Annotated in this window: 14 protein-coding genes, 1 other RNA gene and 1 pseudogene; 5 read left to right on the forward strand and 11 right to left on the reverse strand. The window is 67.0% G+C overall.

Going from position 1 to position 15,033, the window contains the following annotated elements:
- Positions 1 to 5: 5 nt before the first annotated feature.
- The gene (gene tyrS, locus M1D55_RS22310; protein ID WP_006576922.1) at positions 6 to 1,247 is read right to left on the reverse strand and encodes a tyrosine--tRNA ligase; all 1,242 of its coding nucleotides are present in this window, start codon (positions 1,245 to 1,247) and stop codon (positions 6 to 8) included.
- Between the two features lie 214 nt (positions 1,248 to 1,461).
- On the opposite strand from tyrS, the gene M1D55_RS22315 reads away from it, so the two are divergent.
- Together M1D55_RS22315 and M1D55_RS22320 are read left to right on the forward strand one after the other, a co-directional pair.
- Positions 1,462 to 2,838: a M23 family metallopeptidase gene (locus M1D55_RS22315; protein WP_064572639.1), complete on the forward strand. Its 1,377-nt coding sequence runs from the start codon at positions 1,462 to 1,464 to the stop codon at positions 2,836 to 2,838.
- A 31-nt stretch (positions 2,839 to 2,869) separates the two neighbouring features.
- Entirely contained in the window at positions 2,870 to 3,991 is a 1,122-nt protein-coding gene (locus tag M1D55_RS22320; RefSeq protein WP_456281864.1) for an anhydro-N-acetylmuramic acid kinase, read from the forward strand.
- 69 nt (positions 3,992 to 4,060) lie between these two features.
- Here M1D55_RS22320 and M1D55_RS22325 read toward each other — a convergent pair whose 3' ends face one another.
- Positions 4,061 to 4,996, reverse strand: coding sequence for a LysR substrate-binding domain-containing protein (locus M1D55_RS22325; RefSeq protein ID WP_043440033.1), 936 nt, complete (start codon positions 4,994 to 4,996; stop codon positions 4,061 to 4,063).
- 132 nt (positions 4,997 to 5,128) lie between these two features.
- Between M1D55_RS22325 and M1D55_RS22330 the strand changes: the two genes are divergently transcribed.
- Positions 5,129 to 5,926, forward strand: coding sequence for a phytanoyl-CoA dioxygenase family protein (locus M1D55_RS22330; RefSeq protein ID WP_456282754.1), 798 nt, complete (start codon positions 5,129 to 5,131; stop codon positions 5,924 to 5,926).
- 72 nt (positions 5,927 to 5,998) lie between these two features.
- Here the strand turns inward: M1D55_RS22330 and erpA are convergent, their stop codons facing one another.
- The 4 genes from erpA to rplM form a co-directional block, all read right to left on the reverse strand.
- Entirely contained in the window at positions 5,999 to 6,367 is a 369-nt protein-coding gene (gene erpA / locus M1D55_RS22335; protein WP_006576927.1) for an iron-sulfur cluster insertion protein ErpA, read from the reverse strand.
- A gap of 109 nt (positions 6,368 to 6,476) precedes the next feature.
- Positions 6,477 to 6,890 carry a bactofilin family protein gene (locus M1D55_RS22340; RefSeq protein ID WP_006576928.1) on the reverse strand — a complete coding sequence of 138 codons (414 nt, stop codon included), beginning with the start codon at positions 6,888 to 6,890 and terminating at the stop codon, positions 6,477 to 6,479.
- A gap of 208 nt (positions 6,891 to 7,098) precedes the next feature.
- Entirely contained in the window at positions 7,099 to 7,491 is a 393-nt protein-coding gene (rpsI, locus tag M1D55_RS22345) for a 30S ribosomal protein S9 (protein ID WP_006576929.1), read from the reverse strand.
- An 11-nt stretch (positions 7,492 to 7,502) separates the two neighbouring features.
- Positions 7,503 to 7,931, reverse strand: a complete 429-nt coding sequence (gene rplM, locus M1D55_RS22350; protein WP_006576930.1) for a 50S ribosomal protein L13 — start codon at positions 7,929 to 7,931, stop codon at positions 7,503 to 7,505.
- 732 nt (positions 7,932 to 8,663) lie between these two features.
- On the opposite strand from rplM, the gene M1D55_RS22355 reads away from it, so the two are divergent.
- Positions 8,664 to 9,086 (forward strand): OsmC family protein, encoded by a 423-nt coding sequence (locus M1D55_RS22355; RefSeq protein WP_006576931.1) that lies wholly within the window; start codon positions 8,664 to 8,666, stop codon positions 9,084 to 9,086.
- Positions 9,087 to 9,158: 72 nt separating this feature from the next.
- Here the strand turns inward: M1D55_RS22355 and rnpB are convergent.
- The 5 genes and pseudogenes from rnpB to M1D55_RS22380 all read right to left on the reverse strand — a co-directional run bounded on the left by rnpB (position 9,159) and on the right by M1D55_RS22380 (position 13,891).
- An RNA gene (gene rnpB, locus M1D55_RS22360) (RNase P RNA component class A) lies at positions 9,159 to 9,502 on the reverse strand.
- 55 nt (positions 9,503 to 9,557) lie between these two features.
- Positions 9,558 to 10,343, reverse strand: a pseudogene (locus M1D55_RS22365) (DUF3025 domain-containing protein); the annotation flags it as partial.
- Between the two features lie 57 nt (positions 10,344 to 10,400).
- Positions 10,401 to 11,444, reverse strand: a complete 1,044-nt coding sequence (gene pyrC / locus M1D55_RS22370; RefSeq protein WP_456281865.1) for a dihydroorotase — start codon at positions 11,442 to 11,444, stop codon at positions 10,401 to 10,403.
- A gap of 63 nt (positions 11,445 to 11,507) precedes the next feature.
- Positions 11,508 to 12,797, reverse strand: coding sequence for a glycerate kinase type-2 family protein (locus tag M1D55_RS22375; RefSeq protein WP_456282755.1), 1,290 nt, complete (start codon positions 12,795 to 12,797; stop codon positions 11,508 to 11,510).
- 20 nt (positions 12,798 to 12,817) lie between these two features.
- On the reverse strand, positions 12,818 to 13,891 hold the full coding sequence (locus M1D55_RS22380; RefSeq protein ID WP_006578987.1) for a tartrate dehydrogenase: 1,074 nt from the start codon (positions 13,889 to 13,891) through the stop codon (positions 12,818 to 12,820).
- A 170-nt stretch (positions 13,892 to 14,061) separates the two neighbouring features.
- Between M1D55_RS22380 and M1D55_RS22385 the strand changes: the two genes are divergently transcribed.
- Positions 14,062 to 14,892 carry a class II glutamine amidotransferase gene (locus M1D55_RS22385; RefSeq protein WP_053821099.1) on the forward strand — a complete coding sequence of 277 codons (831 nt, stop codon included), beginning with the start codon at positions 14,062 to 14,064 and terminating at the stop codon, positions 14,890 to 14,892.
- Positions 14,893 to 15,033 lie beyond the last annotated feature (141 nt).

Genomic DNA, 15,033 nt, shown 5'->3' on the forward strand with positions numbered 1-15,033 from the left:
CGGCCTCAGGACAGCGTCACGCGCGCGAAACGGCGCTTGCCGACCTGGACCACATAGGTGCCGGCCTCGACCTTCAGCGCCTTGTCGCTGATCTGGGTGCCGTCGATGCGCACCCCGCCCTGCTCGACATTGCGGTTGGCCTCCGACGTCGACGGCGCCAGGTTGGCCTGCTTGAGCAGCTGCGCGATGCCCATGGGCGCGCCGGACAGGCTGACCTCGGGGATATCGTCGGGCACGCCGCCGCGGGCACGGTGATTGAAGTCCTCCAGCGCCTTGTCGGCGTCGGCTGCGCTGTGGAAGCGCGTGACGATCTCCTGCGCCAGCATCACCTTGCAGTCGCGCGGATTGCGGCCGAGCGCCACTTCCTGCTTCATCAGGTCGATCTCGGACATGGGGCGGAACGACAGCAATTCGTAGTAGCGCCACATCAGGTCGTCCGAGATACTCATCAGCTTGCCGAACATCTCGCTGGGCGGCTCGGTGACGCCGACGTAGTTGCCCTTGGACTTGGACATCTTCTCGACGCCGTCCAGGCCGACCAGCAGCGGCATGGTCAGGATGCACTGCGGCTCCTGGCCGTACTCCTTCTGCAACTCGCGGCCGACCAGCAGATTGAACTTCTGGTCGGTACCGCCGAGCTCCAGATCGGACTTCAATGCAACTGAGTCGTAGCCCTGCATCAGTGGGTAGAGGAACTCATGGACCGAAATCGGAATCCCAGACCGGTAGCGTTTGGTGAAGTCGTCACGCTCCATCATCCGGGCGACGGTGTACTTGGCGGCGAGCTGGATCATGCCGCGCGCGCCCAATGGGTCGCACCACTCGCTGTTGTAGCGGATCTCGGTCCTGGACGGGTCCAGCACCAGGCTGGCCTGGCGGTAATAGGTCTGCGCGTTGGCTTCGATCTGTTCGCGCGTCAGAGGCGGCCGGGTGCTGTTGCGGCCGGACGGGTCGCCGATGGTCGAAGTGAAGTCGCCGATCAGGAAGATCACGTGATGGCCGAGGTCCTGCAGCTGGCGCATCTTGTTGAGCACCACCGTGTGCCCGATGTGGATGTCCGGCGCGGTCGGGTCCAGGCCCAGCTTGATCCGCAACGGCACGCCGGTCGCTTCGCTGCGCGCCAGCTTCTGCAGCCATTCGGATTCGATCAGCAGTTCGTCGCAGCCGCGCCTGGACACTTCCAGCGCGTGCATCACGGACGGTGTCAAAGGGTAGGAGGTCGCGGCGCCGGAGGATACGTCGGTCATGACTTAAGTCGTTGAAATACTTGAACATTCGGGCGGACACCGGGGAAGTTTTTGGTATAATCCGCCGATTCGGCCAGCCGGGAGCCCTCCCGCAGGCCAACCGCCATTGTAGGCGGCAAACGAAAGACAGCCCGCGCCGCACCTCGGGGGAGGAAGGCAGACACGCACAGATCGTCGCGGCAGCGGAGCCCGAACCAAGGCAGAATTTTACGTGATGTGGTCCAGACTCCGCGAAGTTTTCGCGCGTGAGCTCGTGGTGCTCGTCGATCCGACCCATGCGCTGCATGCGCGCCGCCGCAAGCAATTGACGGCGTCGGTCGCGACCGTCTTTACGCTCGGCATGGCCGCCGCCATGGGCGTGGCGCCCCGCACCGCCTACGACGATCCCGATGCGCCGCGCGTGGTCCAGGGCATGCGCTTGCCCGACCTGCGCGACCAGCTCGAGCGCCTGACCGATACCAGCGCCACCTTCGTCCGCCAGGAGCGCATGCAGCGCGGCGACACCATCGCCACGCTACTGAAGCGGCTTGGCGTGGACGACCCCGACGCCCAGGCCTTCATTCACAAGAACCCGACCGCGCGCGGCCTGTTCAAGCTCGAACCGGGCCAGATCGTGCAGGCGGAAGTCGACCAGAGCAATCTGCTGGTGTCGCTGCAGGCCAACCTGGGCGGCGACGTGTCGATCTCGCGCCAGCTGGTGATCGAGCGCGCCGGCGACCTGGCCGATCCGGACTACAAGGCCCGCATCGAGGTCGTCAAGAACGAGCTGCACTACGAGATGGGCTCGGGCACGATCGGCACGGGCGGCTTCTTCAAGGCAATGGACGCGGCCAACGTGCCGGACGAGGTCGTCGATCAGATGATCTCGATCTTTTCGGGCGTGATCGACTTCCACCACGACATCGTCAAGGGCGACCGCTTCCGCATCGTCTACGAATCGGGCTATCGCGACGGCGCCTTCGTGCGCAACGGCCGCGTGGTCGCGATCGAACTGATCAACCGCAACCAGCTGCACCAGGCGCTGTGGTACGCGCCGGACGGCAAGAACGGCGCCTACTACACCTTCGACGGACGCAGCATGAAGCGGCCGTTCCTGCGCTCCCCGGTCGAGTTCTCGCGGATGTCGTCGGGCTTCGGCGGCCGGGACCATCCGCTGCATCACCAGTGGCTGCAGCACAAGGGTGTGGACTTCGCGGCGCCGACCGGCACCAAGGTGTTCGCCACCGGCGACGGCGAAGTCGACTTCGTCGGCCAGCAGAACGGCTACGGCAACATCATCGTCATCAAGCACCACAACGGCTACTCGACCTACTACGCGCACCTGTCGCGCTTTGCCGGCATCCAGCAAGGCCAGCGCGTGATGCAGGGGCAGCTGATCGGCTATGTCGGCTCGACCGGCTGGGCCACCGGACCGCACCTGCACTACGAGTTCCGCCACAACGACGTGCCGCAGAATCCGCTGACGATCACGCTGATGGAATCGCCGGCGCTGACCGGGCGCGCGCGCCAGCAGTTCCTGAGCTACACCAGCGACATGCTGAGCCGGATCAACGCGCTGCGCACCTACAACGTCGCCTCCAACGGCAACTGACGCGGCACCGAGCGCAACGCCCCACGCCGCGATGTCCACCACGCGCCCCGAGCTCCTGATCGGCCTGATGTCCGGCACCAGCATGGATGGGGCCGACGGCGTGCTGGTGGACTTCGCCGCGGCGCAGCCGCGGGTCCTTGCGGCCAGCCACCAACCCTTCCCCGACGATCTACGCGCCGCCTTCGGCGCGCTGCAGCAGCCCGGCGACGACGAGATCCATCGCGAGGCGCTGGCCGCCAACGCGCTGGCGCGCGTCTACGCCGACTGCGTGGCCACGCTGTTGCGGGACGCCGCGGTGCCGGCCGACGCCGTCGCGGCGATCGGTGCGCACGGCCAGACCATCCGTCATCGTCCGGGCCGCTACGACGGCATCGGCTATACGCGCCAGAGCCAGCATCCGGCGCTGCTCGCCGAGTTGACCGGCATCGACGTGGTCGCCGATTTCCGCAGCCGCGATATCGCCGCCGGCGGCCAGGGCGCGCCGCTGGTGCCGGCCGTGCATCAGGCGCTGTTCGGCCTGGCCGGCGAAACCCGCGTGGTCTGCAATATCGGCGGCATCTCCAATATCAGCGTGCTGCCCGGCAACGGCGGGCCGGTGATCGGCTTCGACTGCGGCCCCGGCAATGCGCTGCTGGACCACTGGATCGCCCGCCATCGCGGCCTGCCGTTCGACGCCAACGGCGACTGGGCGGCCGGCGGCCGCATCGACGAGGCGCTGCTGGCGCGGCTGCTCGACGACCCCTATTTCAAGCAATCCCCACCCAAGAGCACCGGCCGCGACCTGTTCCATCCGGCCTGGCTGGACGCACGGCTACAGGACGCCGAACGCGACCCCCAGCACGTGCAGGCTACGCTGGCGGCGCTCACCGCCGAAGCGATTGCCCGGGATATCCGCCGCTATGCGCCCGACGCGCGGCGCCTGATCGTCTGCGGCGGCGGTGCCTGCAACGGCTTCGTGATGGCGCGCCTGGCGGCCGCGCTGCCGCGCGTGACGGTTCAGACCACCGACGATTTCGGCGTGCCGGTTTCGCAGGTCGAGGCGCTCGCGTTTGCCTGGCTGGCGCGCCAATGCTTGCGGCGGCAGCCTGGGAACATGCCGACCGTGACCGGCGCCGCCGGCCCGCGCGTACTCGGCGCGATTTATCCGCGCTGAACTCTCCACGCGGAACTGTCCACGCTGAACTGTCCGCGCTGATCTGCCCCGGCGCCGCGCCGGCCTCCCCTAGCGGTCCGCGCTGCCTTGCGCCTCGTCGCGCAACGGCGCGGCGCCCCGCTCCTGTTCTACCCACTGAATGAAGGCCTCCGCCACCGGCGAGGGCCGGATCGACTCGGCCCGCGCCAGCACCACGCGCTGCGGCGTCACGGTCTCGCGCAATGGCCGGCAGGCGATCGGCGTGCCGTCATAGCTGCGGTCGCCGGCAGGACGGGTGCACGACAGCGCCACGCCATAGCCGTGCGCGACCAGCCCGCGCTGCATCTCGAAGGTCTGCGTGTACTGATGCAGCTGCGGATACAGGCCGTGCGCCCAGAACAGCGACAGGAAGTACTCGCGTGTCTGCGCGATGTCCTCGAGGATCAGCCGCTCGCCGGCCAGTTCGGCCAGGCTGACGTCCGGCTGCGCGGCCAGCCGATGGTCGGCCGGCAGCAGCGCGTAGGGCGCCAGTTCGGCAAGACGCCAGCGCAGCACGCGGTGGTCGAAGCCGAGGTCGTAGGTCAGCGCCAGCTCCGCCTTGCCGGCGTGCAGCGTGCGGGCAACCGTGGCCAGGTCGGCTTCGAACAGCGTCACCGCGACGCCGGGATGGCGGGCCCGAAACCCGGCCAGCAGCGCGGGCACATGGTAGGGGCCGAGGTCCTGGAAGCAGACCAGCGACAGCTGGCCGCTCAGCGTCGCCGCTTGGCTCTCTTCGGCGCCGATACCGGCCGCCAGCGCCAGGATGTCGCGGGCGCGCGCCAACAGCCGTTGGCCGGCCGGCGTCAGCTCCAGTCCGCGGCTGACCTGCCGGCGAAACAAGGGCGTGCCAAGGATCTGCTCGAGCTGGCCAATCGCCAGCGACACCGACGGCTGAGAAACATGGCGCACGCGCGCCGCACCGCTGATGCTGCCCTGCTCGGCGACGGCAACGAAATATTCGAGTTGGCGGAAGGAGAAGGCGATCATCGGTGGCGGCTCGGCGCAGTCGCGGCCCATCTATAGCAGATGGCTATATTGGAACATAGAGAATATGTGCTTTCCCTATTTTGGCGGCGCTTCGATACTGTCGTGGCGGACCAGTATCAATCGGGGGAGCAGATGGAAATCACCACCACACAGATCGAGACCTACCAGCGCGACGGCGCGCTGGTGCTACGCGGTGCCTTCAGCGGCTGGGTCGAGCGCTTGCGCGAAGGCTTCGAGCAGAACCTGGCCGAACCGGGGCCGTTTGCCATCGAAAATGTGCGCGCCGGCGAGAGCGGCCGGTTCTTCGAGGACTACTGCAACTGGCAGCGCATCCCCGCCTTTGCCGCCTTCATGCGCGAATCGCCGGCGGCCGCGATTGCCGGACAACTGATGCGCTCGCAAGCGGCGCAGGTCTTTCACGAGCACATCCTGGTCAAGGAACCGGGCACCGCCAAGCCGACGCCCTGGCATCAGGACCTGCCCTATTACTGCGTCGACGGCTGGCAGACTGCCAGCTACTGGATTCCGCTGGACCCGGTCACCACGGCGAACACGCTGCGCGTGGTGCTCGGCTCGCATCGCTGGCCCAAGCTGGTGCGGCCCAAGCGCTGGGCCAGCAACGACAACTTCTATGCCGGCGACGATGCCTTCATGGAGATGCCCGACGTCGAAGACGGCTCGCACCGAATCCTGACGCCGGAACTGGAGCCGGGCGACGCGGTGGTGTTCGACTTCCGCACCGTGCATGGCGCAGCGGGCAATACCGGAAGCGGACGCCGGCGCGCGTTCTCGGCGCGTTTTCTCGGTGACGACGTCCGCTATGTAGAGCGTCCCGGCCGCACTTCGCCGCCCTTCCCTGGTATCGGGCTTGCCACCGGCGAACGAATGCGGGAAGACTGGTTTCCGGTGGTCTGGCGCGCGGCGCAGTAAGGCGCGGACCCGGTCGGAAAGAGACAACAAAAAAGCGCACCGAGGTGCGCTTTTCGCTGAGGCGGACTGGCGTCAGACCGAGAACGACGAGCCGCAACCGCAGGTGGTCGTGGCGTTCGGGTTCTTGATCACGAACTGGGCGCCGTTGATGTCTTCCTTGTAGTCGATTTCGGCGCCGACCAGGTACTGGTAGCTCATCGAATCGATCAGCAGCGTGACGCCGTTCTTCACCATCGTGGTGTCGTCCTCGTTCACTTCCTCGTCGAACGTGAAGCCGTACTGGAAGCCGGAACAACCGCCGCCCTGCACGAAGACGCGCAGTTTCAGATCGGCATTGCCCTCTTCCTCGATCAACTGCTTAACCTTGTCGGCGGCGCTGTCGGTAAAGACGAACGGGGCCGGCACGTCCTCGGTAATGGGTGCCTCTGCGACTGCGTTCATGGGGTTCTCCTATTTAGATACGCCGGTATTCTAAGCGCACTGGAAAGATCGTGCCGATCCCCCATCGATTCAAGGGGCATGGTGCACGCGTATTTGCAAGCGCGCGGCCTCAGGCGCTTTCTTCGCTGCCTGCGGCCAGTTTCAGGTTGGGCAACGCCTTGGGCTCGGTGTTCCCGAGCGGAACCAGACGGCCCTCGACAATTGCGCCCTGGTGCATTTCCAGAGCCGCGTAATGCACTTCGCCCTGCACGCGTGCCTGTGGCTGCAACTCGAGCAGCTCGGCGGCATGCACGGGACCGGTCACCGTGCCGTTCAGCACCAGATGGCCGACCTTGACCTCCCCCTCGACCACGCCGGACTCGCTGACCACCAGCATGCTCGGCTGCTCGGCCACGGCCAGCACATTGCCGCGCACGCGGCCGTCGAGCCGCAGGCCGCCCGAGAAGTGCAGGTCGCCTTCGACGACGGTCTGGCGACCGATCAGGGTGTCGATCGTCAACCCTTTCTTCTTCGAAAACAGCATCGCGGCCTCACTGGGGAACTTGGGAAAGCGCCATTGTATCCATGACGATGCATTGTGCGGCCAACTGCCCGTCCGACCGTGATGCCACAACAACGCTGTCGGCGGCGACGCTCGGGTCGACGATGCCCACAAAACAAAAACCGCACGACAGGCGTGCGGTTCTTGCTGGCTGCGCAATCCGGGACAGGATCCCGGATCGCCCGGCGCATCAACGCTTCGAGAACTGCTTGCGACGACGTGCCTTGTGCAGACCGACCTTCTTACGCTCGACTTCACGCGCATCGCGGGTGACGAAGCCGGCCTTCGACAGCGCGGACTTCAGCGTGGCGTCATAGTCGATCAGCGCGCGGGTGATGCCGTGGCGCACCGCACCGGCCTGGCCGGTTTCGCCGCCGCCGGTCACGTTGACCTTGATGTCGAAGGTCTGCGCGTGGGCGGTCAGTTCGAGCGGCTGGCGCACGATCATCAGCGAGGTTTCGCGAGCGAAGTACTCGTTGATGGGCTTGCCGTTGACGACGATGTCGCCCTTGCCCGACTTGATGAAGACACGAGCCACAGCGCTCTTGCGGCGGCCAGTACCGTAGTTCCAATTTCCGATCATGGATGGCCCCCTTAGATTTCCAGCGCCTTGGGCTGCTGCGCTTCGTGCGGATGCTCGGCTTCGGCGTACACCTTCAGCTTCTTGATCATCGCGTAGCCCAGCGGACCCTTCGGCAGCATGCCCTTGACAGCCTTTTCCAGGGCACGGCCCGGGAAGCGCTGTTGCATCTTGCCAAACGTGGTTTCGTAGATACCGCCCGGGTAGCCCGAGTGACGGTAGTACTTCTTGTCGGTTTCCTTCGTGCCGGTGACACGCAGTTTGGCCGCGTTGACGACGATGATGTAATCGCCCGTGTCGACGTGCGGAGTAAATTCCGGCTTGTGCTTGCCGCGCAGACGGCGTGCCACTTCGCTGGCGACACGGCCGAGGACTTTGTCCGTCGCGTCAATCACGAACCAGTCGCGCTTTACCTCATGAGGCTTGGCGGAAAAGGTTTTCATGATCTTTCCTGAGACTTGTAGAACCTGCCCGTAACATGACTTGCGTCGTCGGCCGGCCCTTTGGACCTGACCTTCCTGCTTGTGTGTGCAGGCTCTCCCTGAGTTCTTCTTCCGCGGGCATGACGGAAAAGCCCTCGATTATACTTGCGGTTCGCCGCTCGGCACAAGCAAACATTGCGTTTGCCGTCAAGGGATGGAGCCGTGCCGCGCCTGGCAGGCCACATTGCGGGGGCAAAAACCGCGCAGGGACGAAAAAAAAACCCAAGCCGCTGAGGCTTGGGTTTGAATCCACCAAAGGAGGAGGGTGGAGGAGACACTGGGAGAACAACGGGACGGGGCCGGCGGTGCGGACCGGCGTCGGGAGACCGTCTCGGTCGCTTCGACCACCCTTCGCTTTCGCACTCTGGCGGGCCATCGGCGCGCCGTCGTTCAATGGTTCGAATTATACATGACAGCTTGTGCGACGCAAGAAAATTTGCAGTGCGAAACGGCATTTCGTAATGCAAAAAATTGTCACGATGACGCCGCTCCGCAGAAATACTTAAAATTCAACGACTTAGTCACACATAGGGATGTCACGAAACTGACATCTTAGAGGTTTCCCTCGGTTTTCCGGCCGTTCAGGCGGCAAAGACACCACACGGTGCAAGGAAAATTTGAGGAAAATGCAAGGGGTACGATGCACACGCGTCGCAGTCCCGAAACGAAACATTGAGAGCAGGAACGAACGAAATGGAATGCAAGGTCACCTGGATGGGCAACGACGGCATGAGCTTCGTCGCGCAGACCGGCAGCGGTCACCTCGTCGCGATGGACGGGGCCCCCGAGGGCGGCGGCCACAATCTGGCGCCGCGGCCGATGGAGATGGTGCTGCTCGGCACCGGCGGCTGCACCGCCTATGACGTGGTGCTGATCCTGAAGCGCGGGCGCCACGATGTACGCGGCTGTTCGGTCACGCTGCAGGCCGACCGGGCCGCCGAGGATCCAAAGGTGTTCACCCGCATCCACTTCAAGTTCACCGTGACCGGCCGCAACCTGAACCCGGCCACCGTCGAACGCGCGGTGCAGTTGTCGCACGACAAGTACTGCTCGGCGTCGATCATGCTCGCCAAGACGGCCGAGATCAGCCATAGCGTCGAACTGGTCGAAGTGTAATAGCGGGAACTTGATGCCGGCGCCTTGGCGCCGTGGAAGCGTTCCGGTGCGGCGCACCGGGAAGCGAATTCGAAGCGAAGCAGGCCGATAAGCCGGATTCTGTGCGCGACGCTCGGGCCTTGCGGTCCGCGCGCGCGTGACAACCATTCCTCTAGGCCGACCGTTACCGGCCGGCTCCAGCTCCCTACCCGCAGACTCGGCGGGCCGCTTCATCGTCTGCCTATTTGGGATTGCTCCGGGTGGAGGTTACCGCGTTTCACCCTTCGCACCGGGCGAACCCGGCGCGAAGACTCGTCTCTGTGGCCCTGTTCCGCACGTTGCCGTGGATGGCTGTTAGCCACCACCCTGCCCTGTGGAGTCCGGACTTTCCTCCCCTCGCCCGTTGCCAGGCGAGCAGCGGTTGTCTGTCCTGCTTCGCGGGCCGCAGTCTAGCACCTTTGCATGGGTCCCGCCGTTCCTCGATGCGCCGACGCCCGCGCGGCGGCCAGGACGAAACACCGTGGTGTCGTCGTAGAACCCGGCGTCGGCATTGGCCGGCCACCAGTGCGGAATGCCGAGCACCGGCAGCGGCGCGAAGCTGCTTCGGCCGCGCAGCTCGGCCCGCGCCAGCGTCTGGGCCAGCGGCGCGTCCAGCGCGCCTGGACGCGGATCCGCGGGCGCCATGGCGATCGGCCAGGCGTGCGCGGTGATGGACTTGTAGGGTGCGACCAGCTTTTCCAGCAAGGCATGGCCGAACGGCACCACGGTGCAGCGGCCGTGCCACGCATCCCGGCCATCGACGAACAGCTCGCGCCAGCGGAATCCGCGCAGCGCCGCTTCCAGCAGCGGCTCCGCGCTGACGAACAGCACCGCGTTCTCGTCGAACAGCGTGGCCGCGTCGCGCAACGGCCCGCGCGTCGGCTGCACGCCGTCCGCGGCAATGGCCTCGGCCTGCAGCCGGTTCAGCATCGCCTTTGCCCGCGGGAAATGCAGCCAGATCAGGCCGTTGAAGACATCGTGCAGGTTGTCGCGCGTCGGCACCTCGCCATGCGCGTGGATATGCGCCTCGTAGGCGGTGCCGGGCGGCAGCGCCTGCTGGGGGACGAAGCGCAGAGGCAGTCCGGCGGCATTGGCCAGCCCTCGCGCGGTGGCGACGGCGTCGAGCGCCGCATGGACCGGCCGGCCCTGGCAAACGTGGGCCGCGATCGCGGCGCCCGCCTCGGCGAAAGGCGCAAACCAGGGCCGGGACCAGTCGATCCCGGCCAGCTGGAGCGCCACGTCCCCCGTGGATCGTGGACGCTCGGCTGCCGGCTCAGTGCCGCGCGCACCCACCGCTCAGGCGGCCAGCGAGGCCTTCCATTGCAGCGTTTCGCCGCCGCGCAGCGGCACCAGCTCGGTCTCGCCGTACGGCAGCGCTTCGGGCAGCTGCCACGGCTCGCGCCGCAGCGTCAGCGTACCGGTATTGCGCGGCAGGCCGTAGAAGTCGGCCCCATGGAAGCTGGCGAAGCCTTCCAGCTTGTCGAGCGCGCCGGCCGCATCGAAGGCCTCGGCGTACAGCTCCATCGCATGCAGCGCGGTATAGCAGCCGGCGCAGCCGCAGGCATGTTCCTTCAGGCCGCGCGCGTGCGGCGCGCTGTCGGTGCCCAGGAAGAAGCGCGGATTGCCCGATACCGCCGCGGCGACCAGCGCCTGGCGATGCGTCTCGCGCTTGAGCACGGGCAGGCAGTAGTAATGTGGGCGGATGCCGCCGATGAAGATGGCATTGCGGTTGTACAGCAGGTGATGCGCGGTGATGGTCGCGCCGATCGGACCGTCGGCCTCGCGCACGTAGTCGGCCGCGTCCTTGGTCGTGATGTGTTCGAACACGACCTTCAGCGCCGGGAAATCGCGCCGCAGCGGCGTCATCACGCGCTCGATGAAGACTGCCTCGCGATCGAACAGGTCGATCTCGCTGTCGGTGACCTCGCCGTGCACCAGCAGCGGCAGCCCGATGCGCTGCATCGCTTCCAGCGCCGCGCTGCAGCGGCGGATATCGGTCACGCCGGCATCGCTGTTGGTGGTGGCGCCGGCCGGATACAGCTTGACCGCATGGACGAAGCCGCTCGCCTTGGCGGCGACGATCTCGTCGGCTTGCGTGTTGTCGGTCAGGTAGAGCGTCATCAACGGTTCGAATGACAGGCCGGCCGGCAGCGCGGCCAGGATGCGCGCGCGGTAGGCCTCGGCCTGCGCCACTGTGGTGACCGGCGGCTTCAGGTTCGGCATCACGATGGCGCGCGCGAACTGCCGCGCGGTATCGGGCAGCACCGCCGCCAGGGCCGCGCCGTCGCGCAGATGCAGGTGCCAGTCGTCGGGGCGGGTGATGGTCAGGGTCTGGGTCATGACTTCGGCAAATCGAAAGCGTGGGGATTGAGCGGGCGGCGGCGGACGAACGGCGATCGGCGATTACAGGATCAGGATGGCGCGGTAGTCGTTGACATTGGTACGGGTCGGGCCGGTCACGACCAGGTCGCCGATCGCATCGAACAGGCCCCAGGCGTCGTGCGCCTCCAGCTGGCGGCGCGCCGGCATGCCGGCCGCCTCCGCACGGGCCAGCGTGTCGGGACCGGCCAGCGCGCCGGCATTGTCCTCGGAGCCGTCGATGCCATCGGTATCGGCGGCGATCGCATGGACGCCGGCCACGCCTTCCAGTTCGATCGCCAGCGACAGCAGGAATTCGGAACAGCGGCCGCCGCGGGCGCGTCCGGCGCCGTCCTTGGGCAGCGTCACCGTGCATTCGCCGCCGGAAATCAGCGCCACCGGCGCGGCAAACGGCGCATTGTACGCGCGGATCTCCCGGACCAGCGCCGCGTAGACGCGCGCCACCTCGCGTGCCTCGCCGGTGACGGTGTCGCCCAGGATCACCGGCGTCACGCCCTGCGCGCGGAACACGCCGGCGGCGGCGGCCAGGCTGCCGTGGGCGGTGGCGATCATGCGGTTGTCGACGCGCGCGAACAGCGGATCGCCGGGCTTCGGCGTCTCGGCATGTTCGCCGCGCGCGCCGGCTTCGAGATAGGCCTGCACAGCCGGTGGCACGCGTGCCTCGTAGCGGCGCAGGATCGCCAGCGCATCGTCATAGGTACTGGGATCGGCAACGGTCGGGCCGGAAGCGATGGCGCTGGGATCGTCGCCGGCGACGTCGGAGACGATCAGCGTGGTCACCGGCGCGCGGCTGGCCTGGGCCAGGCGGCCGCCCTGGATACGCGACAGATGCTTGCGCACGACGTTCATCTCGGTGATCGGCGCCCCGCAGCGCAGCAGCTCCTGCGTGGTCGCGCGCAGGTCGGCCATCGACACGCCGTCGGCCGGCAGCGACAGCAGGCTCGAGCCGCCGCCGGAGACCAGCACGATCAGCCGATCCTCCGCGCCCAGCTCCTGCACGCGCGACAGGATCTCCGCGGCGGCGCGCTCGCCGGCCTCGTCCGGCACCGGATGGCCGGCCTCGATGACCCGCACGTGCCCGGTCGGCAGACCGTGCGCGTAGCGCGTGACCACCAGCCCTTCCAGCGCCACGCCGGCGCCGGCATAGGCGCGTTCGACCGCCAGCGCCATCGACGCCGCGGCCTTGCCGGCGCCGACGACCAGCGTGCGGCCCCGGTGGTCCGGCGGCGGCAGGTGCGCGGCCACGATGCGCAGCGGATCGGCGGCCGCGACCGCGGCATCGAAGCTCTCGCGCAGCAGCGCGCGCGGGTCCATGCCCGGCTTGGCGGCCTCGCTCACAGCGCTTCCGCGATCGCGCGGCCGAGGTCCGCGGTGCCGGCGTTGCCGCCGATATCGCGCGTCAACGGCGCGTGCGCGGGCCCGGCGGCCAGCACCGATTCGATCGCGCCCAGCACGGCCGCGCCGGCATCGGCATGGCCCAGGTGTTCGAGCATCATCGCCCCGCACCAGATCTGCCCGATCGGATTGGCGATGCCGCGGCCGGCGATATCGGGCGCGGAGCCGTGGACCGGCTCGAACAGGCTCGGAAAGGTCCGCTCGGGATTGATATTGGCCGACGGCGCGACGCCGATGGTGCCGGTGCACGCCGGCCCGAGGTCCGACAGGATGTCGCCGAACAGATTGCTGGCCACCACCACGTCGAACCAGTCCGGATGCAGCACGAAGTTCGCGGTCAGGATGTCGATGTGGTACTTGTCGACCTTCAGGCCGGGATAGTTTGCCGCCATCGCCTCGACCCGCTCGTCCCAGTACGGCATCGTGATCGAGATGCCGTTGGACTTGGTGGCCGAGGTCAGATGCTTCTTCGGACGCTTGCTGGCCAGCTCGAACGCGAACTTCAGGATGCGGTCGACACCGATCCGGCTCATCACCGTTTCCTGGATCACGACCTCGCGCTCGGTACCCGGGAACATCCGGCCGCCGATGCTCGAGTATTCGCCCTCGGTGTTCTCGCGCACCACGTAGAAATCGATGTCGCCGGGCTTGCGGTCGGCCAGCGGGCTGCGGATGCCCGGCATCAGCCGGACCGGGCGCAGGTTCACGTACTGGTCGAACGCGCGCCGGAACTGCAGCAGCGAGCCCCACAGCGACACATGGTCGGGCACCGTCGCCGGCCAGCCGACCGCGCCGAAGTAGATCGCGTCATAGCGCGAGAGCGTATCGAACCAGTCGTCCGGCAGCATCTTGCCGTGGCGGGCGTAATAGTCGCAGCTGGAAAAATCGAAGTGGTCCCACTGCAGGTCGATGCCGAAGCGGCGCGCGGCGGCGTCCATCACGCGGATGCCTTCGGGCATCACTTCGGTGCCGATCCCGTCTCCAGGGATCACGGCAATCTTGTATTGGCTCATGGCGGAAGGGCTCGTTGGAGGCGGATTGAAGCGGATCGACGGGCGATTCGGCCGTCCCGGCGGACCGCGCCGGCAGCCGTGGACGTGCTTGGCAGAACGCCCGGCCCGGCGGGATAATGTCGCAATTCTATTGCAATCGGCCGGCCCTCACGCCGCCCCGGTCCCACGCCATGTGCCAGCTGCTCGGCATGAACTGCGCCACGCCGACCGACGTGACGTTCTCCTTCACCGGCTTCGCCGCGCGCGGCGGCGTCACCGATCATCATGCCGACGGCTTCGGTGTCGCGTTCTTCGAGGACAAGGCCTGCCGGCTGTTCATCGACAACCAGTCGGCCGGCACCTCGCCGGTGGCGGACCTGATCAAGAACTATCCGATCAAGTCGAAGAACGTCATCTCTCATATCCGCAAGGCGACCCAGGGCACGGTGCGGCTCGAGAACTGCCATCCGTTCATGCGCGAGCTGTGGGGCCGCCACTGGATCTTCGCCCACAACGGCGACCTGAAGGGCTTCTCGCCGTTCCTGTCCGGCGTCTATCAGCCGGTCGGCGACACCGACAGCGAGCTCGCCTTCTGCGCGCTGATGCAGGGGCTGCGCAAGCGTTTCCCCGGCTCGCAGCCGCCGCTGAACGAGCTGTGCCACGCGCTGGCCGACATCACGCGCGAAATCACGCTGTACGGCGTCTTCAACTATCTGCTGAGCAATGGGCAGGCGCTGTTCGCGCACTGCTCGACGCGGCTGTACTACCTGGTGCGGCAGTGGCCGTTCTCGACCGCGCATCTGATCGATGCGGACCTGTCGATCGATTTCGCCCAGGTGACCACGCCGGAAGATCGCGTGGCGGTGATCGCCACCGCGCCGCTGACCGACGACGAGGTATGGACGCCGTTCGCGCCGGGCGAACTGATGATGTTCGAGGCCGGGCAGCCGACGATGACGCTGACGGTGCCGATTCCGCCCGAGGTGCAGGCGCGCAACGCGGCCAATTCGGCCTGTACTTGACGGGAAACGCGAGAGGAAACCTGAAGGGAGCCTTGACTCCCCTCTCCCGCTTGCGGGAGAGGGGTTGGGGGAGAGGGAAAACAGCGGCGCAATGGCTGCTGCGGTTGTTGAAAACCACCTCCCTCTCCCCGGCCCTCTCCC

Source organism: Cupriavidus sp. JZ107 (genome assembly GCF_053903255.1).